The sequence below is a fragment of the Nocardia sp. NPDC050406 genome (assembly GCF_044459025.1).
Taxonomy (GTDB): domain Bacteria; phylum Actinomycetota; class Actinomycetes; order Mycobacteriales; family Mycobacteriaceae; genus Nocardia.
Genome location: NZ_JBITIM010000001.1, coordinates 1,845,064 through 1,869,081, shown reverse-complemented (window position 1 = coordinate 1,869,081; position 24,018 = coordinate 1,845,064). Strand labels below are relative to the sequence as shown.

General features: G+C 68.8%; 20 protein-coding genes. 15 read left to right on the top strand and 5 right to left on the bottom strand.

Annotation, left to right across the window (positions count from 1 at the left end):
* Nucleotides 1–9 precede the first annotated feature (9 nt).
* The 7 genes from ACIBH2_RS08960 (at nucleotide 10) to ACIBH2_RS08930 (ending at nucleotide 7,807) form a co-directional block, all read left to right on the top strand.
* The gene (locus ACIBH2_RS08960; RefSeq protein ID WP_397115037.1) at nucleotides 10–579 is read left to right on the top strand and encodes an acyl-homoserine-lactone synthase; all 570 of its coding nucleotides are present in this window, start codon (nucleotides 10–12) and stop codon (nucleotides 577–579) included.
* Nucleotides 580–660: 81 nt separating this feature from the next.
* Entirely contained in the window at nucleotides 661–1,620 is a 960-nt protein-coding gene (locus ACIBH2_RS08955; protein ID WP_397115035.1) for a metallophosphoesterase family protein, read from the top strand.
* A 148-nt stretch (nucleotides 1,621–1,768) separates the two neighbouring features.
* Complete coding sequence (npt, locus tag ACIBH2_RS08950; protein ID WP_397115033.1) at nucleotides 1,769–2,443, top strand: 4'-phosphopantetheinyl transferase Npt; 675 nt, start codon at nucleotides 1,769–1,771, stop codon at nucleotides 2,441–2,443.
* A gap of 80 nt (nucleotides 2,444–2,523) precedes the next feature.
* A complete protein-coding gene (gene truB / locus ACIBH2_RS08945; protein WP_397115031.1) occupies nucleotides 2,524–3,459 on the top strand; it encodes a tRNA pseudouridine(55) synthase TruB in 936 nt (311 codons plus the stop codon).
* Between the two features lie 217 nt (nucleotides 3,460–3,676).
* A complete protein-coding gene (locus tag ACIBH2_RS08940) occupies nucleotides 3,677–4,795 on the top strand; it encodes a glycosyltransferase family 4 protein (RefSeq protein ID WP_397116914.1) in 1,119 nt (372 codons plus the stop codon).
* Nucleotides 4,792–6,891: a glycogen debranching N-terminal domain-containing protein gene (locus ACIBH2_RS08935; RefSeq protein WP_397115029.1), complete on the top strand. Its 2,100-nt coding sequence runs from the start codon at nucleotides 4,792–4,794 to the stop codon at nucleotides 6,889–6,891. The genes ACIBH2_RS08940 and ACIBH2_RS08935 overlap by 4 nt, the downstream gene beginning before the upstream one ends.
* A 94-nt stretch (nucleotides 6,892–6,985) precedes the next feature.
* On the top strand, nucleotides 6,986–7,807 hold the full coding sequence (locus ACIBH2_RS08930; protein ID WP_397115027.1) for a hypothetical protein: 822 nt from the start codon (nucleotides 6,986–6,988) through the stop codon (nucleotides 7,805–7,807).
* Nucleotides 7,808–7,901: 94 nt separating this feature from the next.
* Here the strand turns inward: ACIBH2_RS08930 and ACIBH2_RS08925 are convergent, their stop codons facing one another.
* On the bottom strand, nucleotides 7,902–9,413 hold the full coding sequence (locus ACIBH2_RS08925; protein WP_397115025.1) for an FAD/NAD(P)-binding protein: 1,512 nt from the start codon (nucleotides 9,411–9,413) through the stop codon (nucleotides 7,902–7,904).
* A gap of 158 nt (nucleotides 9,414–9,571) precedes the next feature.
* Between ACIBH2_RS08925 and ACIBH2_RS08920 the strand changes: the two genes are divergently transcribed.
* The gene (locus ACIBH2_RS08920; RefSeq protein WP_397115023.1) at nucleotides 9,572–10,678 is read left to right on the top strand and encodes a LuxR C-terminal-related transcriptional regulator; all 1,107 of its coding nucleotides are present in this window, start codon (nucleotides 9,572–9,574) and stop codon (nucleotides 10,676–10,678) included.
* Here the strand turns inward: ACIBH2_RS08920 and ACIBH2_RS08915 are convergent.
* The gene (locus ACIBH2_RS08915) at nucleotides 10,675–11,451 is read right to left on the bottom strand and encodes a metal-dependent transcriptional regulator (protein ID WP_397115021.1); all 777 of its coding nucleotides are present in this window, start codon (nucleotides 11,449–11,451) and stop codon (nucleotides 10,675–10,677) included. The two genes, ACIBH2_RS08920 and ACIBH2_RS08915, sit on opposite strands and share 4 nt — an antisense overlap.
* Nucleotides 11,452–11,583: 132 nt before the next feature.
* On the opposite strand from ACIBH2_RS08915, the gene ACIBH2_RS08910 reads away from it, so the two are divergent.
* The 5 genes from ACIBH2_RS08910 to ACIBH2_RS08890 all read left to right on the top strand — a co-directional run bounded on the left by ACIBH2_RS08910 (nucleotide 11,584) and on the right by ACIBH2_RS08890 (nucleotide 18,764).
* Entirely contained in the window at nucleotides 11,584–12,516 is a 933-nt protein-coding gene (locus ACIBH2_RS08910) for a bifunctional riboflavin kinase/FAD synthetase (protein ID WP_397115019.1), read from the top strand.
* 120 nt (nucleotides 12,517–12,636) lie between these two features.
* Nucleotides 12,637–12,906, top strand: coding sequence for a 30S ribosomal protein S15 (rpsO, locus tag ACIBH2_RS08905; protein WP_397115016.1), 270 nt, complete (start codon nucleotides 12,637–12,639; stop codon nucleotides 12,904–12,906).
* Nucleotides 12,907–13,306: 400 nt separating this feature from the next.
* Complete coding sequence (locus ACIBH2_RS08900; protein WP_397115014.1) at nucleotides 13,307–15,565, top strand: polyribonucleotide nucleotidyltransferase; 2,259 nt, start codon at nucleotides 13,307–13,309, stop codon at nucleotides 15,563–15,565.
* A gap of 106 nt (nucleotides 15,566–15,671) precedes the next feature.
* A complete protein-coding gene (locus ACIBH2_RS08895; protein WP_397115012.1) occupies nucleotides 15,672–17,036 on the top strand; it encodes a M16 family metallopeptidase in 1,365 nt (454 codons plus the stop codon).
* A gap of 114 nt (nucleotides 17,037–17,150) precedes the next feature.
* Nucleotides 17,151–18,764, top strand: coding sequence for a tetratricopeptide repeat protein (locus ACIBH2_RS08890; RefSeq protein WP_397115010.1), 1,614 nt, complete (start codon nucleotides 17,151–17,153; stop codon nucleotides 18,762–18,764).
* A gap of 96 nt (nucleotides 18,765–18,860) precedes the next feature.
* On the opposite strand, the gene ACIBH2_RS08885 is transcribed toward ACIBH2_RS08890, so the two are convergent.
* Nucleotides 18,861–19,370 (bottom strand): GNAT family N-acetyltransferase, encoded by a 510-nt coding sequence (locus tag ACIBH2_RS08885; protein WP_397115008.1) that lies wholly within the window; start codon nucleotides 19,368–19,370, stop codon nucleotides 18,861–18,863.
* 40 nt (nucleotides 19,371–19,410) lie between these two features.
* Nucleotides 19,411–19,725, bottom strand: a complete 315-nt coding sequence (locus ACIBH2_RS08880; protein ID WP_397115006.1) for an ArsR/SmtB family transcription factor — start codon at nucleotides 19,723–19,725, stop codon at nucleotides 19,411–19,413.
* A gap of 108 nt (nucleotides 19,726–19,833) precedes the next feature.
* Here ACIBH2_RS08880 and ACIBH2_RS08875 point away from each other — a divergent pair, with 108 nt between their 5' ends.
* Nucleotides 19,834–21,030 (top strand): MFS transporter, encoded by a 1,197-nt coding sequence (locus tag ACIBH2_RS08875; RefSeq protein WP_397115004.1) that lies wholly within the window; start codon nucleotides 19,834–19,836, stop codon nucleotides 21,028–21,030.
* Between the two features lie 148 nt (nucleotides 21,031–21,178).
* Nucleotides 21,179–22,636 carry a pentapeptide repeat-containing protein gene (locus tag ACIBH2_RS08870; RefSeq protein WP_397115002.1) on the top strand — a complete coding sequence of 486 codons (1,458 nt, stop codon included), beginning with the start codon at nucleotides 21,179–21,181 and terminating at the stop codon, nucleotides 22,634–22,636.
* Here ACIBH2_RS08870 and ACIBH2_RS08865 read toward each other — a convergent pair whose 3' ends face one another.
* On the bottom strand, nucleotides 22,637–23,794 hold the full coding sequence (locus ACIBH2_RS08865; protein ID WP_397115000.1) for a PQQ-dependent sugar dehydrogenase: 1,158 nt from the start codon (nucleotides 23,792–23,794) through the stop codon (nucleotides 22,637–22,639).
* Between the last annotated feature and the right edge of the window lie 224 nt (nucleotides 23,795–24,018).

Sequence of the window (24,018 nt, the reverse complement as noted above, 5' to 3'; positions counted from 1 at the left end):
GAGGACCGCGTGCCCAACACCCGGAAGCTCGACCTGCGGATGGTTTGCGGCCATCGCGGGGACCTCGGCCTCCCCCTGCTCGATGAGATATACCGCTTGCGCTACGACATCTTTCGTACACAGCTGGGCTGGGACGTCACCGGCGACGACGGCCGCGAGATGGACGAGTACGACACTGCCACTACGTATTACGTCGCAGCCGTCGACAGGGACAACCGGCTCCTCGGTACCTGCCGACTGCGCGCCACCACGGGCTCGTACATGGTGCGCGACACCTTCCCCAGTGCGCTCGGGAACCTCACCCCGCCGTCGTCACCCCTGATATGGGAGATGTCCCGCCTCGCTGTCGCCCCGGGGCAACCCTTCGCGGAGGGTTTCGGCCCCGTCGCCACCAGCGTCGTCGCCGCCGCGCTCGACCTGGTCGGTGACCTCGGCGGCGACACCATGCTCGTGTTCTCCCACCAGGATGTGGAGCGCAAGATTCGCGCGGCGGGGTTCACCGTCCGCCGGGTGGCTCCCCCCATCCGCATCGACGGCAAGGCGTGCACCGCGTACACCCTGCCCGTAGGGGCGCGTTGACCCGCGTGGGAATCTGGTGGGGGTCGACGCCGTTGCCGGAGAGGGCGACGCGGGTCGCCGTGAGCAGAGAGGCGGAGCTGGGTGAATCCGAAACTGATGGCGGTGAGCGACATCCACGTCGGGCATCAGGGCAACAAGCCCGTGGTGGAGGCGATCCGGGCGGATTCACCCGAGGACTGGCTGATTCTGGCCGGTGACGTGGGGGAGAAAACCGACGACATCCGGTGGGCGCTCGAGACGCTGCGGGGACGGTTCGCCAAGGTCGTCTGGGTGCCGGGGAACCACGAATTGTGGACCACCGCAAAGGATCCGGTGCAGATTCACGGCGCGCCGCGCTACGACTACCTGGTGGCCATGTGCCGCGACCTCGACGTGCTCACCCCGGAGGATCCGTTCCCCGTCTGGACCGGCGCGGGTGCGGAGGAGTACGGCGGCGCGGTCACCCTCGCGCCGCTGTTCGTGCTCTACGACTACTCGTGGATGCCCGAGGGCGCGCTCACCAAGGCCCAGGGCCTGAGCATCGCCCGCGATCGCAATGTGGTCGCCACCGACGAATTCCTGCTCTCCCCGCAGCCCTACGCCACCCGCGACGCCTGGTGTCACGCCCGCGTCCAGTACACCCAGCGCCGCCTCGACGCCCTCGAGCCCAACACCCCCGTGGTCCTCATCAACCACTTCCCGCTCCTACGCGAACCCACCAAGATGCTCTTCTACCCGGAGTTCGCGCTGTGGTGCGGCACCGACCTCACCGAGGACTGGCATATCCGCTACAACGTGGTCTGCTCCGTCTACGGCCACCTGCACATCCCTCGCACCACCTTCCACGAGGGCGTCCGCCACGAAGAGGTCTCCCTCGGCTACCCCCGCGAATGGCAGCGCCGCGGCCTGCCGGACAAACTGCTCCGCCAAATCCTGCCCACCCCGCAGTACGGTCCCGACGATCTGAATGCCTGGGGCGGCCACTTCAAGATCACGCCGGAAATGGAGAAGATGGCCAAGGAGATGCGCGCCCAAGCCGACAAGCGCCGCGGCCTGGCGTAGCGCTCACGTCGGAGGCCGCCGGTCGGCGGGCCGCCCCGAGCGGTGAGCGCCGCCCGTGCGCGGGCTAGGCTCGTCAGGGCAGGAATCACGGTGTGAGCAGGAGGCGGTCATCGAGCAGCGGGCAGACGCGACGACGGAATCGGCGCGCTTGATCGGCAGAATTCTCCCCACCGGCGTCGCCGCCGCCGAACTGCTGGCGTATCCGCCGGACCTGAAGGCGCATCCGGGCGAGGAACACCTCATCGCCAAGGCCGTGGAGAAGCGGCGACGCGATTTCATCGGCGCGCGCCACTGTGCCCGCGCGGCGCTGACCCAACTCGGCGAACCGGCCGTCGCCATCGGCAAGGGCGAGATGGGCGCGCCGATCTTCCCGCGCGGCATTGTCGGCAGCCTCACCCACTGCGACGGGTACCGCGCGGCGGCGCTGGCGCACAAGCTGCGCTTCCGCTCCATCGGCATCGACGCCGAACCGCACGGCGCCCTCCCCGAGGGCGTCCTCGACTCGGTGAGCCTGCCGCCCGAGCGGGACTGGCTCGCCGCCGCGCGGCCCGGCACCGACCTGCATCTGGATCGGCTGCTGTTCTGCGCCAAGGAGGCCACCTACAAGGCGTGGTATCCGCTCACCGCGCGCTGGCTCGGCTTCGAGGACGCTCACATCACCTTCACCGTCGACGAGGAGGCCGACGGCGGCGGATCCGGCACCTTCCATAGTGACCTGCTGGTCCCCGGCAACACCCACGACGGCGGCGCGCCCCTGACCTCGTTCGACGGCCGCTGGATCATTGCCGACGGACTCATTCTGACCGCGATCGTGGAGGGCTGATGAGCGACAATCGCGAAGCGGCTCATCGTGCCCGACCGGGTGCGGGTGTCCCGCAAGACACAGTGGAGGGCTGAGAGCGTATGCGCGAGAAGCGAACCCCCGTCGTCGACGCACTCGGCGGACTGGTGATCGTGGACAAGGACGGCGGCTGGACCAGCCACGACGTGGTGGCCAAATGCCGGGGTCTGTTGCGCACCAAGAAGGTCGGGCACGCGGGCACCCTGGACCCCATGGCCACCGGCGTACTGGTGCTGGGCGTCGAGCGCGCCACCAAGATGCTCGGTCTGCTCACCCTGACCACCAAGGCCTACACCGCCACCATTCGCCTCGGCCAGACCACCATCACCGACGATGCCGAGGGCGAGGTCACCGCCACCACCCCCGCCGGGCACGTCACCGATGCCGAGATCGCCGCCGCGGTCGCGGAGTTGACCGGCGACATCCAGCAGGTGCCCGCCACCGTCAGCGCCATCAAGATCAATGGTGAGCGCGCCTACGCCCGTGCTCGCGCCGGTGAGGACGTTCAGCTGGCGGCCCGCCCGGTCACCGTCAGCCGCTTCGAGGTGCTCGCCCGCCGCGATACCGACGGCGACGCAGGACAATTCGTCGACCTCGATGTCGAGGTCGAATGCTCCTCGGGCACCTACGTCCGCGCGCTGGCCCGCGATCTCGGCGAGAAGCTCGGCGTCGGCGGTCATCTCACGGCCCTGCGCCGCACCCGCGTCGGCCCCTTCACCCTCGAACACGCCCGCACCCTGACCGAACTCGCCGCGGCGGCCGAGGCCGACCAGCCGCCGCTGAGCCTCGATATCGACGCCGCGGCCCGCACCGCCTTCCCCGTGCGCGAGATCGACGACACGCAGGCCGAGGATCTGCGCAACGGTCGCTGGCTCGAACCCATCGGACGCGCCGGTGTCTACGCGGCCGTCGACCCCGAGGGCAGGGCCATCGCCCTGGTCCAAGAAAGCGGCAAACGCGCCTCTTCGGTCATGGTCATTCGCCCAGCAAATCTCTGACTTACCGCCCGGAGCGGCCCGAGGTTTGGATTATCGGCTACGGTGGAAGTGCTTACTCGGAGATCATTCGACCTCAATGAGGAGGCTAGGAATGAGTTTCGAAGCGAGCGAATCTGAAAAGGATTTCTCCGCTACGGTTTTGGACCTTTTCGAACGCGCAAGCGCGTCGCGTTCGCCCCGCCCCGATGGGGTATCCGAACGACCATTGAATATTGTGATGGTCGCTCCTCCTTATTTCGACATTCCGCCAGCCGGTTACGGCGGCGTGGAGGCGATCGTCGCCACTCTGGCCGACGAACTCGTGGAGCGCGGACATCGGGTCACTCTGCTCGGCGCTGGCAAGCCGGGCACCAAGGCCCGTTTCATCCGGGTCTGGGACGAACTGTTGACCACCCGTCTCGGTGAGCCCTACCCCGAGATCGTCAACACGATGAAGGCGATGCGCATCATCGAAGAATTGAACCGAGAAGAGCCCATCGATATCGTGCACGACCACACATTCGCGGGCCCGGCCAATGCGGCGGCCTACCGAATGATGGGCATTCCCACCGTGGTTACGGTGCATGGGCCGGTCGATTCCGATATGAGTGAATATTACAAGTCGCTCGACCGCAGCGTGCAGCTCGTCGCCATCAGCGACCGCCAGAAAGAATTGGCGCCGGACCTGAACTGGATTGCGCGCGTACACAATGCGATCGAACCGGATGAATGGCCGTTCCGTCCCGAGAAAATGGACTACGCGCTGTTCCTCGGCCGGTACGCGCCCTACAAGGGCCCGCACCTGGCGCTGAAGGCGGCACACGAGGCCGGGATGCGCCTCATCCTCGCGGGCAAATGCAACGAGCCCGCCGAGAAGGCGTACTTCGAGGAGCAGATTCGGCCGCTGCTGCGCGAGACCGACGATGTCTTCGGCGAGGCGGACGCCACCGCCAAGCGACTGCTGCTCGCCGGTGCGCGCTGCATGCTCTTCCCGATCCGCTGGGAGGAGCCGTTCGGCATCGTCATGATCGAGGCCATGGTGTGCGGCACCCCCGTGGTGGCTTTGCGCGGCGGTGCGGTGCCGGAGGTCATCGAGCACGGCGTCACCGGATTCATCTGCGACGATCCGGAGGAGTTGCCCGAGTACCTCGCTCGGATCGATGAGATCGACCCGTTCGCCTGCCGAGAGCGGGTGGAGAAACTGTTCGCGGCCGACCGTCTCGCGAGTGGTTACGAGGCGGCGTATCGACGGGCCGTATCCGCTGGCGTCGAACGGCTTTCGCCGCCCACGCCGACGCATCGCATCGTGGTTCCGGCCGTGGCCGGGGCCGAAGGGATGGTCAAGACCAGGCCATGAGTATTTTCAATGCCGGACAGCCGCCGGTGGCCGACGACCCCGGCGGCATCGTCACCATGGTGGAGGCGAGCACGTTCTGTTTGTCGGACGCGCTCGGCGATATCCACGCGGGCACCGCGCAAGGATTGTTCTATCGCGATGCCCGCGTCCTCGCCCGCTGGGAACTGCGGCTGGACGGCCATGCGCCGGAACGGCTTTCGCTCATGATGCCGGAAGCCTTCCGGGCGCGTTTCGTGGCGCGCAAACCACCGAATCCGGGCGTCGCCGACGCCACGGTGCTGGTGCTGCGGCGTCGCATGATCGGCGACGGCATGCGCGAGACCATCGAGGTGCACAACCTCGGCGACGAGGACACCGCGATGACGGTCACGCTCACCGCCGACTCCGATTTCGCGGATCTGTTCGCGGTCAAGGCGGGCCGGGCGAACGGCGGCGGCTGCGAGATCAACGCCTCGGAGAATTCCCTGCATCTGACCGATCGCCGGGATTCCGGCCGCGGGCTCACGGTGTCGGCCACCAACGACCCCATGATCCAACCGGGTTCGCTGAGTTGGCGCATCGTGGTGCCCCGGCACAGCAGTTGGCAGACGGTCGTGTTCTGTCAGCCGATCATCGAACATCGCGCGGTGCCGCTGAACCTCGCCGACGACGACGAGGACAGCCCCACCAACAAGATTCGGCAATGGCGGGCCACCGCCACCAGCCTCACCGCGGGTGGTTCCGGCCTCAACGCCATCCTGCAGCGCACCGAGAGCGATCTCGGTGCGCTGCGTTTGGACGACCCGGCCGACGGCACCGCGTACGTGGCGGCGGGCGCGCCGTGGTTCATGGCGCTGTTCGGCCGCGACAGTCTGCTCACCTCGTGGATGGCGCTGCTGCTGGATTCCGCGCTGGCCCTGGGTACTCTGCGGCAACTGGCGAAACTGCAAGGGACAGAGGTGGATCCGGTCACCGAGGAGGAGCCGGGCCGCATCATGCACGAGATGCGGCACGGGCCCAGCGGCGATCAGGTGCTCGGCGGTTCGGTGTACTACGGCACCGCCGACGCCACCCCGCTGTTCGTCATGCTGCTCGCCGAATGCTGGCGGTGGGGTGTGGACGAGTCCGCCATTCGGGAACTGCTGCCCGCCGCCGACGCGGCGCTGAGCTGGATCGACCGCTTCGGCGACGACGACGGTGACGGGTTCGTGGAGTACCAGCGCAAGACCGACCGCGGCCTGGCCAACCAGGGCTGGAAGGACAGCTGGGATTCCATCAGTTTCGCCGACGGACATCTAGCGGACCCGCCCATCGCACTGTGTGAGGTGCAGGGCTATGTGTACGCCGCCCGGCTCGGCCGCGCCGAATTGGCCGAAGCCATGGGCGATTCCGCCACGGCGACGCGATTGCGCGCGCAGGCGGCGGAATTGCGCAGCCGGTTCGACGAGGCGTTCTGGATTCCGCAGCGCGGCTGGTACGCCGTCGCGCTGGATGGCGCGAAGCGCCAGGTGGATTCGCTCACCAGCAATATCGCGCACTGCCTGTGGACGGGCATCATCCCCGACGAGCGCGCCGCGCAGGTGATCGAACATCTCGGAAAAGCCGATATGGACAGCGGTTTCGGGTTGCGCACGCTCTCGTCGTCCATGCGGCGGTTCAATCCCATGGGCTACCACAATGGTTCGGTGTGGCCGCACGACACGGCCATCGCCATCGCCGGGCTGCTGAACTACCGGCACATCCCGGGCGCGTGGGAGTTGTCCGAGCGCCTCGCGGGTGGGCTGTTGGAGGCGATTCGGGATTTCGGGTCGCGGCCCCCGGAGCTGTTCTGCGGTTTCGCGCGGCGCGACTTCCGTTCTCCCGTACCGTATCCCACCTCCTGCTCCCCGCAGGCGTGGGCGAGCGCGGCCCCGCTGCTGCTCATGCGCTCCTTCCTGGGGCTGTCGCCGAATGTGCCGCAGCGCAGGCTGACCGTGACGCCGCGACTGCCGGAACGGGCCGGGCGGGTGCGGTTGGCGGATCTGCGGCTGGGTTCGGCGACGGTGACCATCGAGGGTGAGGGCACGACGGTGAAGGTGGAGGGGCTGCCCAGCGATTGGGAGCTGATCCAGCCCTGAGCGGTCGTGATCAGGGGTCTTGATCCGCGTTAATCCCCAACGGTCGGCGTGCGATAACTCGGTATCGGGATGCCGCGACCGAAGGTGGATGGCCATGGGTGTTCGAGGAATGGGTGGTCGAAGGCTGCTGCCGAGGATGCTCATCGTCGCGGCGTTGGGGATGGCGACGGCCTGCGGGGCGGATGACGCGCCGCGGGCCACCTCGCCCACCGTGACATCGGTCAGCGTGCCCGGTGTGACGCCGCCGCCCGGTGTGACGACACCGGACGCGCCCCGCACGACCGCCGCGCAACCGCCCGAGGCCCCGGGGATTCCGCGCAACGACGCACCGGACGCGAAGAGCACGGTCGTGCTCCGCACCGTCAGTGTCCAGGGCGTCGCCATTCCCTACGTGCCGGTCCGACTGAGTCGTTTCGTGCCGTGCGATCCGGCGAGCCACGACCTTCCGGAAGGCACGACCGAGCAGGTGCGCTGGGACGGCACCACCGACGCCAACGGTCAGACGGGGTTCCTGGTCCCCGTCGGCTGCTACCGCTTCGGCATGACCCCGCCGCCCGGCACCAACCCGGTCCCCGAGGGTCTGCACACCCTCTTCGTCGAGTCCGAGGGCCAAATCGTGCACGGCCAGTTGCGTTTCCAGGATCCCGCCCCCGATCCCGTCTGTGCCGGACAGACCATCGTCCATGATCTCGGCGAAGGCCCGCCCTACACCACCGCGACCCCGACGGTGAGCGAATGCGACGGCTTCTGGGCGGTCATCTCCTGGGATATCCCCGGCGACAGCCAGCGCATAGTCCGCCGCGGCTACGACTCCGGCTGGACCACCTACGTCCGCTTCCCGCACGACATCTGCTGGTCCCAGGCGACCGCCGAGGGTGTCCCCGCCAACTTGGAGAAGTACTTCCAGAACTGCTGACCCCGTTCGCGCCGAGGGGGACTGGTGGCGGCAGCCGCCGCGAACGTCCCCTGACACCAGTTCCCCTCGGCGCGGGCGGCCAGCCTCGAACTCGCTACCCGCCCAACAAAATTCGCGTCAGATGTGCCGCCTCGGCGGCCAGTCCGGGCGGGTTGGTGGCGATGAACATGGAATCGGCGGCGAGATTTCCGAGGACGTGCCAGGTCGGGTCCGGATTGTCGTCGACCAGGAGGCGCCGGGTGAGCGGATCCGTCGACAGGCCGCCTGCCGGATGGAGTTCGGCGGCGCGTGCGCGCAGCAGAGCGCTCACCAAGGGTTCGGATTCCCGAGGCGTCGTGTAGGCGGGCGGGTTCACGGCGTTCACGACCGCATCGGCGGTCCATTCGGCGCTGTCGAAGACGGTGAAGCCGCCGACCGCGCGGGGCTCGATCTTCAGCACCCCGGGGCGCAGCCGCAGCTGGCCCGAATCCAGCAGCCGCAGCACGATTTTGGCGTTGTGCGGCACCATCGGTGAACTCAGGCCATTGATGGTGCGAAAGTGCCCGCCGCGCAACCTGGCCCGATCGGCCTCGGCCAGCAGCGGCCACGCCACCGGCCCGACCACGCGAATGGCCATGGTCAGCAACCGAAGTCCCGGATGCGGTGAATCCACCGCCGCCAACTGCCGCCGCAACCGCTCGACGGGCGGCTCGGACTCCGCTGAGAGTATCTCGGCGGCGAACGGCTCGAATTCCGCTCCGAGGTCGGCCAATTCGTCCCGCATGAGCCCCACCAGGTCCTCGAAGCTCACCGCGCCCCGCTCACGCGCCACCTCCACCACGGCCTCCCGGGTGAGATGCCGCAGCGCCAGATCCATCGGCCGCTGCTGCACGAAAGGCAATGCCCCACTGCGCGATACGAACGAGATCGGCCCCGTATGCCCCCGCCCCGCCAAACCGGCCGCGATATCCACAGCGGTCAATCCGCTGCCGATCACCGCCACATGAGCATCCGGCGCGATCTCCGGCAGGGTTCGCGCGAGCGGATACGGCTCGTTCACATACCCCGGCACGCCACTCAACCCGTAATGGTCACGCGGACGGCCGTTTCCGACACACAGCACCGCTCGATCGACCGCCACGCGGCCGCCACCCTCGGTGTGGAGCGTGGCGTGACGTGCGGCCGGGCGTTGCGAACCATCGACGTCCGCCGCAACGGTGTCTGCCGCGCCTCGTGAGAACCCGGTGACCCTTTCGCGCACGACGCTGACTGTCCAACCCGCCGTGCGCAATCGGTCGATGGCCGCTTGCGCGGTGTCCTCCAGATAGCGCCCGTAGTATCCGCGTGGCACCAGGGTTTGGCCCAGGGCCTCGTCGGTGTACGCGGCGATATCGTCGCGGCCGTCCAGCCACCGTTGGTAGTGGGTCGGATCGCCCGCCCGCAGGGACATGACGCGTGGCGGCGCGTTGACCCGGACCGCGTCGATATCGGGCTGATAGGGCCGACCGCGCCAGACGTCGGGCGAGCCGTCGAAGACCGTGATGGCCCCGGGCGCTGCCTCCGCCGCGGCCAAGGCGTCCAACACGGCCACTCCGGCCGCTCCCGCGCCGACGATTCCGATATGCATGACTGGTTCCTTCCGATCACCGTGTGCTGCTCGACCAGCGTCGTTGCCGCAGCCCCCGGTGCCCATCCCGCGAATGGGGGGAATATCGCCGCGCCGCGAAGGTTCCCCCTCATATGCGGGATGGCAGGCAAGGGCGTGAGCGCGCAATGATCGCGTCCATGCCCACCACGACCCGTCACGGCGTCGAATCGCTGCTCGCCGGAATAGCCCAGGCTCCCGACGCGCACGCCCTGTTCGCCGAGACCTCCACCCGGCTACAGCGCATCGCGCCCTTCGACGCCGCCGTCTGGGTGGCCACCGATCCCATCAACGGCCTGACGACCGCACCCGTGCGCGTGGAGAACCTGCCCGAAGGCGGCTGTGGCACCTATTGGGAACTGGAACTGTTCGACGAACACGTGAGCCTGTTCCGCGATCTCGCGGTCGCGCCCTCCCCGGTGGCGGGTTTGCGCGCGGTCACCGGCGACGACCCGTCCGGCACCGCCATGTACCAGAACTACATGCGGCCCAGGGGTTTCGAGGACGAGCTGCGCGCGGTGTTCCGCGTCGACGGCCAGCACTGGGGCCAGCTCAGCCTGTTCCGCGAGCGCGGTCGCCCCGACTTCGACGCCACCGAACTGGCGCTGCTCGAATCGCTGTCCGCGCCCATGGCCCAGCGCCTGCGGTCCTTCGTGCGCCCCTCCACCCCCGCGCCGGAGGACACCGGCGACGCCCCCGGCATGCTGCTGTTCGACGCCGACGGAAACCTGATGTCGCTCAACGACGAAGCGCGTCACCTCCTCGCCCAGATGCCACCCGGCCCGGCCACCACGACGCCCCTGGGCATCGAATTGCCGCTGCCCGTCTGGATTCTCAGCACCGCCGGTCGCGCCCGCCTCACCGGCGGCAGCGCCCGCATTCGCATTCGCGCCACCACCGGCCGCTGGCTGGTCTGCCACGCCTCCTGCCTCAGCGACGGCGAAGGGCGCGGCGGCGCGACGGCCTTGGTCATCGAAGCCGCGAAACCCTCCGAGGTCGCCGCGCTGGTCGTGGCGGCCTACGAACTGACGCCGCGCGAACTCGATGTCATCGAACTCATCGGCCGCGGCCTGCCCACCGGCGATATCGCCGCCCGGCTGCATCTGTCCCCGCACACCGTGCGCGACCATGTGAAGGCCATATTCGACAAGGTCGGCGTCACCAGCCGCGGCGAACTGGTCGCGAAACTCTTCACCGAATTCCACCTGCCGCTCGCCGCGCGCGACACCGTGCGCGTCGAACGCTAAGCGGTCAGCCAGATCGCTTCGGCCGCAATACCACCCAGGTCGATCACCCGGTCGTCCACGCGAATCTCGATGGTGCCCGCGAAATCTCGCCGCTCCACGATCGTGATCGGAGTGTCCAAGGCGATCCCCAGCGAATCGAAGTACCGCAGCATGGCCGGATCGGAGTCGGAAATGCGTGCGACACGGCCGGATTCGCCATCACGGAAATCACTGAGCTGACGCGCCGGGGGAGTGGGCACCGCCCCGTCCACCGACGGAATCGGATCGCCGTGCGGATCCCGGTCCGGGTAGCCGAGTTTGGCGTCTATCCGCGCCATCAGCGTCTCCGAGACCGCGTGCTCGAGCACCTCCGCCTCGTCGTGCACCTCGTCCCAGCCGTAGCCGAGCTCCTGCACCAGGAACGTCTCGATGAGCCGATGCCGCCGCACCATGGCGATGGCGGCCCGGCGGCCCTCCTCGGTGAGCGTGATCGCCCCGTACCGGGCATGCTCGACCAGTCCTTGGTCGGCGAGTTTGCGCACGGCCTCCGACACGGTGGACGCCGACACCCCGATGCGTTCGGCGAGCAGTTTGGTCGACACCTTCTCCTGCGACCACTCCTGTGCGGTCCAGATCACCTTCAGATAGTCCTGGGCGACCGAGGAGAGCACCGGCGCGACGCTCGCCGCGGCGGGGGCGGACTCGGCGTCGGGTGCGGTGGATGCGGACGGATCGGCCAGCTCGCGGCGCGTGGCGATGTCTCGTTTTCCGGGCACGTACCTGAGCTTAGGCACACCTCGCCCGGTTTCCCACATTGGCACGCTGCCTGGTCGGGCGGGGTGAACAAGGGATGATCCAGACATGTCCGACGTGAACATCACCACCGCCGAATACTGTCTGTGACGCGCTTTCCGTAAGCTTCGCTTGTGCAGAGATGGCGAAGTCTCGATGAGATGCCCGCGGAGTGGGGCCGGTGCGTGCTCACGATCGGGGTGTTCGACGGCGTGCACCGCGGTCACGCCCAGCTCATCAGCCGCGCGGTGAAATCCGCTGCGGCGCGGGGCGTTCCCTCGGTACTGATGACCTTCGACCCGCACCCGATGGAAGTGGTGCGCCCCGGCTCGCACCCCGCCCAGCTGTCCACCCTGGACCGGCGCGCGGACTTGGTCGCCGAACTCGGCATCGATGTCTTCTGCGTCATGCCGTTCACCCAGGAATTCATGAAGCTGACCCCCGAGCGCTATGTGCAGGAACTGCTCGTCGACAAGCTGCATGTGGCCGAGGTCGTGGTCGGCGACAACTTCACCTTCGGCAAGCAGGCCGCCGGAACCGTGGACACCATGCGCGAACTCGGGGGCCAGTACGGCTTCGAGGTCGACGGCGTCACCCTGCTCGGCGAACACGCCGTCACCTTCTCCTCCACCTATATCCGCTCCTGCGTGGCGGCCGGTGACATGTCCGCCGCCGCCGAGGCGCTGGGTCGCCCGCACCGCGTCGAGGGCGTGGTGGTGCACGGCGACGGCCGCGGCAAGGGCCTCGGCTTCCCGACCGCCAATGTGGCCCCGCCCATGCACGCCGCGATTCCGGCCGACGGCGTCTACGCGGGCTGGTTCACCGTCCTCGGCGAGGATTCCCCCCGCCGCATGGCCGCCATCTCGGTCGGCACCAACCCCACCTTCGACGGCCGCAATCGCACCGTCGAACCGCATATCCTGGATTTCGACGGCGACCTCTACGGCAAGCACGTGGCGGTGGATTTCATCGAACAATTGCGCGGCATGCGGAAATTCGAGTCCATCGACGAATTGGTCGAGGCCATCGGCCGCGATGTGAAGCAGGCCCGCGAAATCCTCACCTGAGCGGTCCTGTACTCTGGTCCGCTGGGTTTGCTGCGGTTCGCGGTGGCGCCCATCCGGGTGCGGATCTCACGATCCGAATCCGGCACCTCATCGCGCGGACTGAAAAAGGAGTGAATTTCTGTGGCTTTGACCACCGAGCAGAAGAAGGCCATCCTGGCCGAGTACGGCCTGCACCCGACCGATACCGGTTCCCCGGAGGCCCAGATCGCGCTGCTGTCCAAGCGCATCTCCGATCTGACCGAGCACCTGAAGGTGCACAAGCACGACCACCACACCCGGCACGGTCTGCTCGCGCTCATCGGTCGCCGTCGTCGCCTGTCGAAGTACCTGCAGGCCAACGACATTCAGCGTTACCGTTCGCTGATCGAGCGTCTGGGCCTGCGTCGCTGAGCTGCACGACGCGGTGTCGCACGCTCGACGCGACACAACACAGCTGCCATAGGTAGTTGACGAACCGGCCGACGGGGAGGCATAGAATCTCCTCGTTGGCCATTCGTGCATGGGGCGAGATTCGCCGTATGCACCCAACGCACAGCCGTATGCACCCGTCGCGTGGCGTCGGTCTTCGGTAGTGGCTTTTCGGCGGCGTGCTTGAAAGAGGGCACAGCCGGAGGGCTTCGATCGATGACCGCCTCCGCGTCGCTGTATCCAAGGGGATATCGGCACGGGTGTGCGCGCACCGCCCGCAGGGCTGCGGCGCGTCCACGCCGGGTACGGCTGACGATGCCGGATCGCGCGCTGAACACAGCGCACGCGGATCCGGCGAAGACGAGAGGTTGAGAAAAGAAAAATGACTGAAACAGTGACGACCGGATCCGCCGTAGAGGTCGAGCCCGGAGTATTCGAATCCGTAGCGCTCATCGACAACGGCAGCTTCGGCACCCGCACCATCCGCTTCGAGACCGGCCGTCTGGCCAAGCAGGCCGCGGGCTCCGTGGTCGCCTACCTCGATGACGAGACCATGCTGCTGTCGGCCACCACCGCCGGTAAGAACCCCAAGGACCAGTTCGACTTCTTCCCGCTGACGGTCGATGTCGAGGAGCGGATGTACGCCGCCGGTCGCATCCCGGGTTCGTTCTTCCGCCGTGAGGGCCGCCCCTCCACCGACGCCATCCTGACCTGCCGCCTGATCGACCGGCCGCTGCGTCCGTCCTTCGTCGACGGCCTGCGCAACGAGATCCAGGTCGTGGTGACCGTCATGTCGCTGGATCCCAAGGATCTCTACGACGTGGTGGCCATCAATGCCGCCTCCGCCTCCACCCAGCTGGCCGGTCTGCCGTTCTCCGGCCCGGTCGGTGGCGTGCGCGTCGCGCTCATCGAGGGCCAGTGGGTCGCCTTCCCGACCGTGGAAGAGCTGGAGAAGGCCGTGTTCGACATGGTCGTCGCCGGTCGCGTGGTCGAGTCCGGTGATGTCGCCATCATGATGGTCGAGGCCGAGGCCACCGACAATGTGCTGGCGCTCATCGCCGAGGGCGCGCAGGCCCCCACCGAGACCGTGGTGGCCGAGGGCCTCGAGGCCGCCAAGCCGTTCATCGCCCGGCTGTGCAAGGCGCAGGCCGACCTGGCCGCGCTGGCCGCCAAGGAGACCGCGGAGTTCCCGGTCTTCCTGCCGTACCAGTCCGACGTGTTCGAGGCCGTCGAGGGCACCGCCAAGGCGGAGCTCAACGAGGCGCTGTCCATCGCGGGCAAGCAGGAGCGCGAGGAGAAGATCGACGAGATCAAGCTCAGCGTGCTCTCCTCGCTGGCGGAGACCTTCGAGGGTCGTGAGAAGGAAGTCGGCGCGGCCTTCCGCTCGGTCACCAAGAAGCTTGTGCGCCAGCGCATTCTGTCCGACGGCTTCCGTATCGACGGTCGCGGTCTGGCCGATATCCGCGCGCTGTCGGCCGAGGTCGCGGTGGTTCCGCGCGCCCACGGTTCGGCGCTGTTCGAGCGCGGCGAGACCCAGATCATGGGTGTCACCACCCTCGACATGGTGAAGATGGCGCAGCAGGTCGACTCGCTCGGCCCGGAGACCTCCAAGCGCTACATGCACCATTACAACTTCCCGCCGTACTCGACCGGTGAGACCGGCCGCGTGGGATCGCCCAAGCGCCGCGAGATCGGCCACGGCGCGCTCGCCGAGCGGGCGCTCATGCCGGTGCTGCCCTCGCAGGAGGAGTTCCCCTACGCCATCCGTCAGGTCTCGGAGGCGTTGGGCTCCAACGGTTCCACCTCGATGGGTTCGGTGTGCGCCTCCACCCTGTCGCTGCTGAACGCCGGTGTGCCGCTGAAGGCCCCCGTCGCCGGTATCGCCATGGGTCTGGTGTCGGACACCATCACCAACGACAAGGGTGAGGACGAGGTCCGCTACGTCGCGCTGACCGACATCCTGGGCGCCGAGGATGCCTTCGGCGACATGGACTTCAAGGTCGCCGGTACCCCCGAGTTCGTGACGGCGCTGCAGCTGGACACCAAGCTCGACGGTATCCCCTCGCAGGTGCTGGCCGGTGCGCTGAACCAGGCCAAGGACGCCCGTCTCACCATCCTGGATGTCATGGCCGAGGCCATCAACACCCCGGACGAGATGAGCCCCTACGCTCCGCGCGTCACCGCCATCAAGATCCCGGTCGACAAGATCGGTGAGGTGATCGGACCCAAGGGCAAGGTCATCAATCAGATCACCGAGGACACCGGCGCGAACATCTCCATCGAGGATGACGGCACCGTGTTCGTCGGCGCGACCGACGGCCCGTCGGCGCAGGCGGCGATCGACGCGATCAACGCCATCGCCAACCCGCAGCTGCCGAAGGTCGGCGAGCGCTTCCTGGGCACGGTCGTCAAGACCACCGCCTTCGGCGCGTTCGTCTCGCTGCTGCCGGGCCGCGACGGTCTGGTGCACATCTCCAAGCTGGGCAACGGCAAGCGCGTCGCCAAGGTCGAGGACGTGGTGAACGTCGGCGACAAGCTGCGCGTGGAGATCGCCGATATCGACAACCGCGGCAAGATCTCCCTCGTCCCCGTGGACGAGGAGGCCGACAGCGCGGCTCCGGCCGACGCCGCCGCCGAGTAACACCGGCGTGTAGCAGCGGTGGCCCCTCGTTCCGGATCGGGACGAGGGGCCACCGGTTTACGCTCGCAGTATCACCGCCGCGCTCGAACAGAGGCTTCCGCAAAAAATGGGTCGTAAGAAGGACAATCAACTGTCGGGTACCACTGCTGCGCTGGTGCGGACCACCACGGACGCACCGCTCGCCGACACCGGTGTGCGGCGCACCGTACTACCCGGCGGGCTACGGGTTGTCACCGAACACGTGCCCGGGGTGCGGTCGGCGTCGATCGGCGTGTGGGTCGGGGTCGGCTCGCGCGACGAGGGGCCGACGGTGGCCGGTGCGGCGCACTTCCTCGAACATCTGCTCTTCAAGGCGACCCCGACGCGTTCGGCGCTCGATATCGCCCAGGCCATGGATGCCGTTGGCGGAGAACTGAATGCGTTCACCGCCAAGGAGCAGACCTGCTACTACGCCCATGTCATCGACGAGGATCTGCCGCTGGCGGTCGACCTGGTCACCGATGTGGTGCTCAACGGGCTGTGCCGTGCCGACGATGTGGCCGTCGAGCGCCAGGTGGTGCTCGAGGAGATCGCCATGCGCGACGACGACCCCGAGGACATGTGCGGCGACGCCTTCCTCACCGCGCTCTTCGGTGACCACCCCATCGGCCGCCCGGTGATCGGCTCGATCGAGACCATCGAAGCCATGCAGGCGAATCAGTTGCGCTCCTTCCATCTTCGCCGCTACCGCCCCGACCGCATGGTCGTCGCCGTGGCGGGCAATATCGAGCACGAGCACACCGTCGAACTGGTGCACCACGCCTTCGCCGATCGGCTCGAACCGGGCCGCGAACCCGCGCCGCGGCGCGAGGGCAAGTTCCGCCCGCGCGGCAATCCGGAGCTGCTGCGCATGTACCGCGAGAGCGAACAGGCGCATCTCACCTTCGGCACCCGCGCGTTCGGCCGCCACGAGGGCGAAAAACGTTGGCCCCTCTCGGTTCTCAACACCGTGCTGGGCGGCGGCCTGAGTTCACGGCTGTTCCAGCGCATTCGCGAGGAACGCGGCCTCGCCTACTCGGTGTACTCGAGTGTCGACACCTTCGCCGACACCGGAGCCTTCTCGGTGTACCTGGGCTGCCAGCCCGACAATCTCGGCAGGGTCGCCACGTTGGCCAAGAACGTCCTCGAAGAGGTGGCCGAACACGGCATCACCGATGCCGAGTGCGCCCGCGCCAAGGGTTCCCTGCGCGGTGGCCTGGTGCTCGGCCTGGAGGACTCCGGCTCCCGCATGAACCGGATCGGCCGCAGCGAACTCAGCTACGGCAACCACCGCAGCGTCTCCGAAACCCTCGCCCGCATAGACGAAGTCACCACCGAGGAAGTCTCCGCCATAGCCCGCACCCTGCTCTCCCGCCCCTTCGGCGCGGCCGTCGCGGGCCCCTACCGCCGCAACCGCGACCTCCCGGCGGTAGTGCGCAACCTGGTCGACTGACGCCACCCCGTCCAGGGCGAAAGCCCCTGGGAGTCCCGAGAGTTGGGCTTCCCGGTGCGCGATGGGCAATCGGTGGGCTAGTGTCAGCGGCCGGAGTGCACGATCGGGAGAGGGATGACGGAAACCTCGCGGGTGCTGGAAAAGGCACGCGCCGCAAGTGATCTCGGGCGGTTCGACGAGGCCCGGGAGTTGGTTGGCAAAGCCCTGGTGGGGGAGCCGCACGATCCCGAGTTGTTGGGATTGATGGCGGATCTCGCGCTACGGGCCGACCGGGTGGACGAGGCGTTGCGGATGGCCGGGTTGGCCATCGCGGCCGACCCGGACCGGGTGGACGCGCATCTGGTCGCGGCGCAGGCGTTCGAGGCGGCGGCGCGGCGGGAAGAGGCCGTGCGGCACGCGCGGGTGGCCGTCTCGCTGGAGCCGGAGAACGTCTCGGCCCTCCTGGTCTTCGCGGGCATCCTGTCGCGGGGCTTCGGACCGACCGAGGCGGAGCGCGGGGAAGCGCGGACCGCCGTGGTGCGGGCATTGCGGCTCGCGCCCGGCGCGGATACGCACGCCGCGGCCGCCGAACTCGAGATGGAGTTCGGCGACCGGATGGCGGCGACGCGCCATGTCGAGGACGGGCTGGCGCTGAACTCGCTGCATCCGGATCTGCTGTTGCTGCGGGCCCGACTGGACGTGTGGCGGGGCAGTCCGTTCGCGGCGCTGCGGGGGCTGTTCGCCTCGCGGCCCGGCCATCTGCCCGCGCGCCAGCTGCTGGCCGCGACCACCTGGCGGTCCCTGCTGCGGCTCGCCGCGTGGGTGTGGATCTTCGCCGGAACCGTTGCGGTGCTGTCGATCTGGTTCGAGCCGGGCACGGCGAGCTGGTTGACGCCGGTACTGCTCGCGGTGGTGCCGATCGCCTGGGTGCGGGTGTATCAGGTGCTGCGGCGTCAACTGCCCGAGGGCTATTTGCGGCGTCGGGTGCGCGGGCGCTCGGAAGCGGTTGCGGGACTGTCGATTCTGGTCGTCGCGAGCCTGGTCGCCGATCTCGGCGCGGTACTGCTGCGGCTCGACTCCGCCGCCGACTCCACCCGCACCGCGTACCTGCTGCTGGTGGTCGCCGCCCTGGGTGCGGGTCTCGGCCACGCCTCGCTGTTCTGCGCGTGGATGCGCCGCAACGGCGGCGAGGAGAACTCCCTCGGTAGTTTCGGCTACGCCAGCACGGGCTTCCTCGGCGTCACCGCGCTCGGCGTGGTCGGCGTCGCGGCGATCGCGGCACTGGCGCAGTGGTCGGACGAACCGGCCGCCGCCTGGACCCTCGCGACCGTGGTCTGCGTCGCCGCGGGCACCCTCGCCCTGGAGATCCCCCTCGCGCTGGCGGTCCTGGCCCGCCGCCGCCGACGCCGCCGTCTCGGCGGCGCCCTCGTGGCCCTCACCGCCCCGCTGGTCCTGCTCACCGCCGCCGCATTCTGCTGGACCGCAGCCCATGTCGCGGGCGCGGACTACGAGAGGCGCACCCCGCCGGTGACCGAGGTCGACCCCGCCACGACAACCCCGCCGACCACCTCGGTCACGGTGACGCCGACCACCACGACCCCGCCCCCGGAGCAACCGGCCCCACCCCCGGCGGAGCAACCAGCCCCGCCCCCGGCCGAACAACCGGCTCCGCCACCCCCGGCGGACGTCCTCCCGCCCGCGGAACTCCCCCCGCCGCCGCCACCGGAAGAGATCCCCCCTCCGGCTTAGTTGCCACCCCGGCGGCGCATGTCCAGCCGCGAGGGGGAATCGGTGGCGGCGGCTACTCGTGCGATGCCGCCACCAGTTCCCCCTGATCTCGGTGGGTCAGCCCAGGTCGCGCCGCATGGCTATGCGGGGCCAGCGGTCGAGGCCGACTTCGGACTCGTGGGCGCGGATCTTGTAGAGGTCCGGGGTGAGTTCGTTGTCGGGGACCTGGCGGAAGCCGAGGCGTTCGTAGTACGGGGCGTTCCAGGGGACGTCCAGGAACGTCGTCAGGCTCAGCGCGGGCAGGCCCTCGGCGCGGGCGATCGCGGCGAGGTGCTCGATGAGCGCCTTGCCGATGCCGCGGTGGGCGAAGCCCGGATGGACCGAGATCTGGCTGATGTGCTCGGTGTCGTCGGCCTGCCTGCTGATGAGATACGCGACGGGAGAATCGGATTCGTCCACGGCGACCCAGGCGCGTCCGGCGCGGCGGTACTGCTCGAGCACCTCGAGCGCGGGCGGGTCGTCCTCGGCGATTTCCAGCATGCCGATACTGCGGAACGGTTCTCCGGCGGCGATCTCGATTTTCTGGAGCAAGGGCAGTTCATCGATCGTCGCGGTGCGAATACGCATCCATCGACGGTAGCGCGGGAGCGGCCGTCGCGGCGGCAGGTTACTCCTTGGTTCGGTTCGCGGCGGCGAGAACGGCGTCGAGCAGGCCGGGCAGCGCCGCGCCGACCTCCTCGGTGCGCAGCCGGACCCAGGTCTGTCCGTCGACGGTCTCGCGCGCGGTGATACCGGATTCACGCAGGATCTTGAAGTGGTGCGCGGCGGTCGACTTGCTGATGGTGTCGTAGAGCGCGCTGCAGCGCATCGGCTCCCCGGCCTCGCCCAAGCGGCGCACCATCTCCAGGCGGATCGGATCTTGGAGCGCGCCGAGCACCGTGGGCAGCGATGCCACGGCGGCGGGCGCTTCGGTGTCGGACATGATCTACCTCACTCTGTCGTGCCATTCCTCGGCGAGAGGTTTGACGATCTTCGAACCGGGAGTAGGGTCAGGTTCGATCACAATCAAACTTACCTGATGGAGGGTTCGATGGCAGCGGATGTTGCGGTTCGGCCCGAGCGGGTCGATCAGGCCTGGGGATATGCGCTCGTACTCGCCGCCAGCGGCGTGGCGCTCGGCGTCTCCGGTGTCCCGGCCCCGCTCTACGGCATTTACCAGCAGGAGTGGCATTTCACCCCACTCACCACCACCTTCGTGTTCGCGGCCTACGCCATCGCGGCGCTGGGCGCGGTGCTGGTCGCCGGACGCATCTCCGACGCGGTGGGTCGAAAGCCGGTGCTGCTGGGCGCTTTCGGCATCATGATCGCCGGACTGGTGGTGTTCCTGCTGGCCGACAATGTGGCCATGCTGCTGCTGGCGCGGGCGCTGCACGGCGCGGCGGTCGGCGCGACGGTGGTGGCGGGCGCGGCGGCGCTGTTGGATCTGCGGCCCAAACACGGCGCGCGGTCCGGGCAGTTGACCGGCGTGGCCTTCAATGTCGGTATGGCCGTGGCCATTCTGGGATCGGCGCTGCTCGCGCAGTACGCGCCGTATCCGCTGCGCACGCCGTACGTGGTCATCACCGTCGTGTGCCTGCTGGTGGGGCTGGGCGTGCTGGCCTTGAACGAGCCGCACACCGCACGGGTGGCCGGACCGATCCGTATTGCGAAACCCGCCGTGCCGCACGAGATTCGCAGTGACTTCTGGTTCTCGGCGCTGGGTGTGATGGCGGCCTGGTCGGTACTGGGCGTGCTGCTGTCGCTGTACCCGTCGCTGGCCGCGGCCAAGACCGGCGTGCACAATCTCGTCTTCGGCGGGGCGGTGGTGGCGGCCACGGCGACCGCGGGTGCGGTCGCGCAGTTCTTCGCCACCGGTATTCCGGCCCGGCGCGCCGCGATCAGCGGCGATATCGGCATGGCGGTGGCCCTGGTGCTGACCATTCCCGCGCTGGCCACCCACAACTGGGTCTTGGTCCTGGTGGCCGGAGTGCTGCTCGGTTTGACCTTCGGCCTCGGTTTCGGCGGCTCCCTGCGCCATCTGTCCAATGTGGTGCCGCAACACAAGCGCGGCGAAACCATGTCGGCCTACTACCTGTTGGCCTACAGCGCGATGGCGCTGCCGACCGTGGTGGCCGGATGGGCGGCGACCACCTGGGGTCTGACCACCGTCTTCCCCTGGTTCGTCGGCGCGGTCGCGCTGGCCTGCCTCGCGGCGGCTGGCCTGGGTCTGCGGCGGCGGGCGGCCTGACCGTCGCGTGAGCCCGTCCGGCGTTGTGTCGGACGGGCTTTTCGCGTTTTCGGGCAGGGATTGTGCTGGCCACCGCTCTGGGGCACATCCGATCGGGTGAAATGTCGCTATCGGTGCGGTGGGGCGGTGGGGTCGTTACCATCTCGCTATGCGTCACTGGGGGCTGTTCGGAATGGGTTTCGGCCGCAGGGGGCGGCGGTCGGGGCTGTTGCTCTCGGTGCTGACGGGTGTGCTCGTCGCCGCGGCGGTCGCGGGGTGCAGTTGGTGGCTGTTGTGGACGTTGCTCGGGGTCGAGCCCGAGACGCCGAACCGGTTGCAGCTCACCATGATCGCGCTGGCGGTGACGGCGGGAGTCGGGGGTGCGGTCGCGCTGGTGGTGGCGTATCGGCGGCAGCGGGATCTGGAGCGTGGTCGGTTCGCGGACGTGTTCGGTGCGGCGGCCGCGCAATTGGGGGCCGCCGATGTGGCGGTGCGGATCGCCGGGGTGTACGCCATGGCCGGTGTGGCGGACGAGTTCTCGGCGTGGGGCCGCAGACAGCAGTGCGTGGATGTGCTGTGCGCGTATCTGCGGCTGCCGTACGCGCCCGACGCGGGAGACAACCACCTGGTGAGCCGGACCGAACGCCGCGAGGAGGACGGGGCGGCGGTGGAGCGGGTCTACCACTATCGGCAGAACGATCGGCCGGTGCGCGCCACCATCGCGCGCGTGATCGCCGACCGACTACGGCAGACCGCCGAAACCTCGTGGTCGGACTGCGATTTCGATTTCACGGGCGCGGTGTTCGAGGACGCCGACTTCCGCTTCGCCACCTTCGGTGGCCGCGACACGCGTTTCGCGGACGCGGTATTCCTCGGTACGGACACCACCAGCTTCGAGGGCGCGCGGTTCCTGGGCAAACGAATCACCTTCCGCGGCGCGACCTTCCGCGGTCGGGCCGCGTCGTTCCAGCGGGCGGTCTTCCGCCCGGCGGTCGTGGACCGATCCGAGCGCGGCGGCAGCGTCACCTCGTTCGTGGATACCACCTTCGCCTGCCCCGTCGCCTTCGACGAGGCCGTCTTCGCCGGTGCGCGAACCACCTTCGAGCGCGCCACCTTCACCGGCGACCGCACCGGCTTCGCCGACGCGAGTTTCGCCGCCGCCCTCACCACCTTCGGCCGCGCCGTCTTCGACGGTGACCGCGTCTGCTTCGCCGGAGCCGAATTCACCGGTGCCCGTATCGCTTTCACCGCCACGCACTTCTACGCCCGGGGCACCAGCTTCGACGGGTGCGCGCTCGGCGAACGCCCGCGCTGGCGTACCGGCGGCACCACCGACATCGACTTCACCGACGCCGAATACCACGGCGCGGTGTCCTTCGCGGACGCCGTCTTCGAGGCCCGCACGGTGCTGTTCACCGGCGGCGACTTCTTCGGCGAGATCTCGTTCCGCCGCAGCGGATTACACGCCCGCGAGGTGCGCTTCGACCGCCCGAGGGCGTGGGTGGGCACCCACTTCGACTGGGACGAGGTCCCCGCCGCCAAACCCGACAATGTGAAACCCGAGCCCTGGCCGCCCACGCCGGTCGAGCGTCCGACGAAGGCCGCGGACCAACCCACGCAGGGATGATCAGCGGGCCGGGAACCGAATGATGCGATCGTCACCGTCGCGTGGATCGCCGCGCCCGTCGGTATTCGAGGTCGTCACCCACAGCGCCCCGTCCGGCGCCACCACCACGGTGCGCAGCCGCCCGAGACCGTTCTCCAACCGCGCCACGGGTTCTCCGAGCGCGCCGTCGCGCAGCGGCACCGTCCACAGCCGCTCGCCGCGCAGCGCCGCCGCGTACAGCGTGTTCCCGGCGATCGCGATACCCGAGGGCGAGGCGTCGGTCGGATCCCAGGTCACCAGGGGATTGGTGAACCGCCCGCCCCAGGTGTCCCCAGTGCCCTCCACCTCCGGCCACCCGTAATTGCGGCCGGGCTCGATCAGATTGATCTCGTCGAATTCGTTCTGCCCGAACTCCGCGGCGAAGAGGCGACCGGCCGAATCCCACGCCAGCCCTTGAACATTGCGATGCCCGAGGCTGTAGACCGGCGACCCGGGCGTCGGATTGCCCGGCGCGGGCCGACCTTCCGGTGTCAGACGCAGGATCTTGCCGTTCGGGCTGTTCGAATCCTGCGACGCCCCACGGGTACTCGCGTCACCGGTGCCGACGTACAGCAACCCGTCCGGCCCGAACGCTATCCGCCCGCCATTGTGAATCGACGCGGCGGCGATCCCGGAGAACACCACCTCGGGCTGTCCGTCGAGCCGAAACCGCACGATCCGATTGTCGTCGACGCCGGTGAAATAGGCATACACGTAACCGTCTTCGGCATACCGCGGCGACACCGCCACCCCGAGCAGCCCGCCTTCCCCGATCGCCGCGACCCCCGGCACCTGATACACCCGCTCCGCCGCGGCTCCCGGCCGCACCCGCAGAATCGCTCCGGAGTCACGCTCGGCCACCAACGCACCCCCGTCGGGCAGGAACGCCAACCCCCATGGCACATCCACCTCCCGCACCACGTCCTCCCCGGCTCCGAGATCCGGCACCCCGGACGGCGAACTCGGCGCGGTGGTACTCGCCACCACCGTCGCCCGTCCCGGCCGCTCGGGTTCCGCACCACCACACGCCGCCACCAGCGCCGCCACTCCGGCGACGGCGAGCAGGCGCACCGCCTCGGAATGCCATGCACCCCAACGACGCCGCGATCGACGAGCCGAGCGAGTCTGTAGGCCACCCATACCCCCATCCTGCGCCAATCGGCGGCATACGGGGCGCAGATCGGTGGCGCGCCGCCGCCCGCCCCGGCGATGATCACTCCGCGACTTCCGGCTCCGGACACTCCGTCGATGTGCCGCCCCGGTGGCCGCCGGACATGGCAGAATGTCCAAGCGATCCGTGCCGATCACGCCCGACCCGTGTGCGCCGAAGGAGCAGGACCGATGCCTCGATCAGTGCCGTGCAC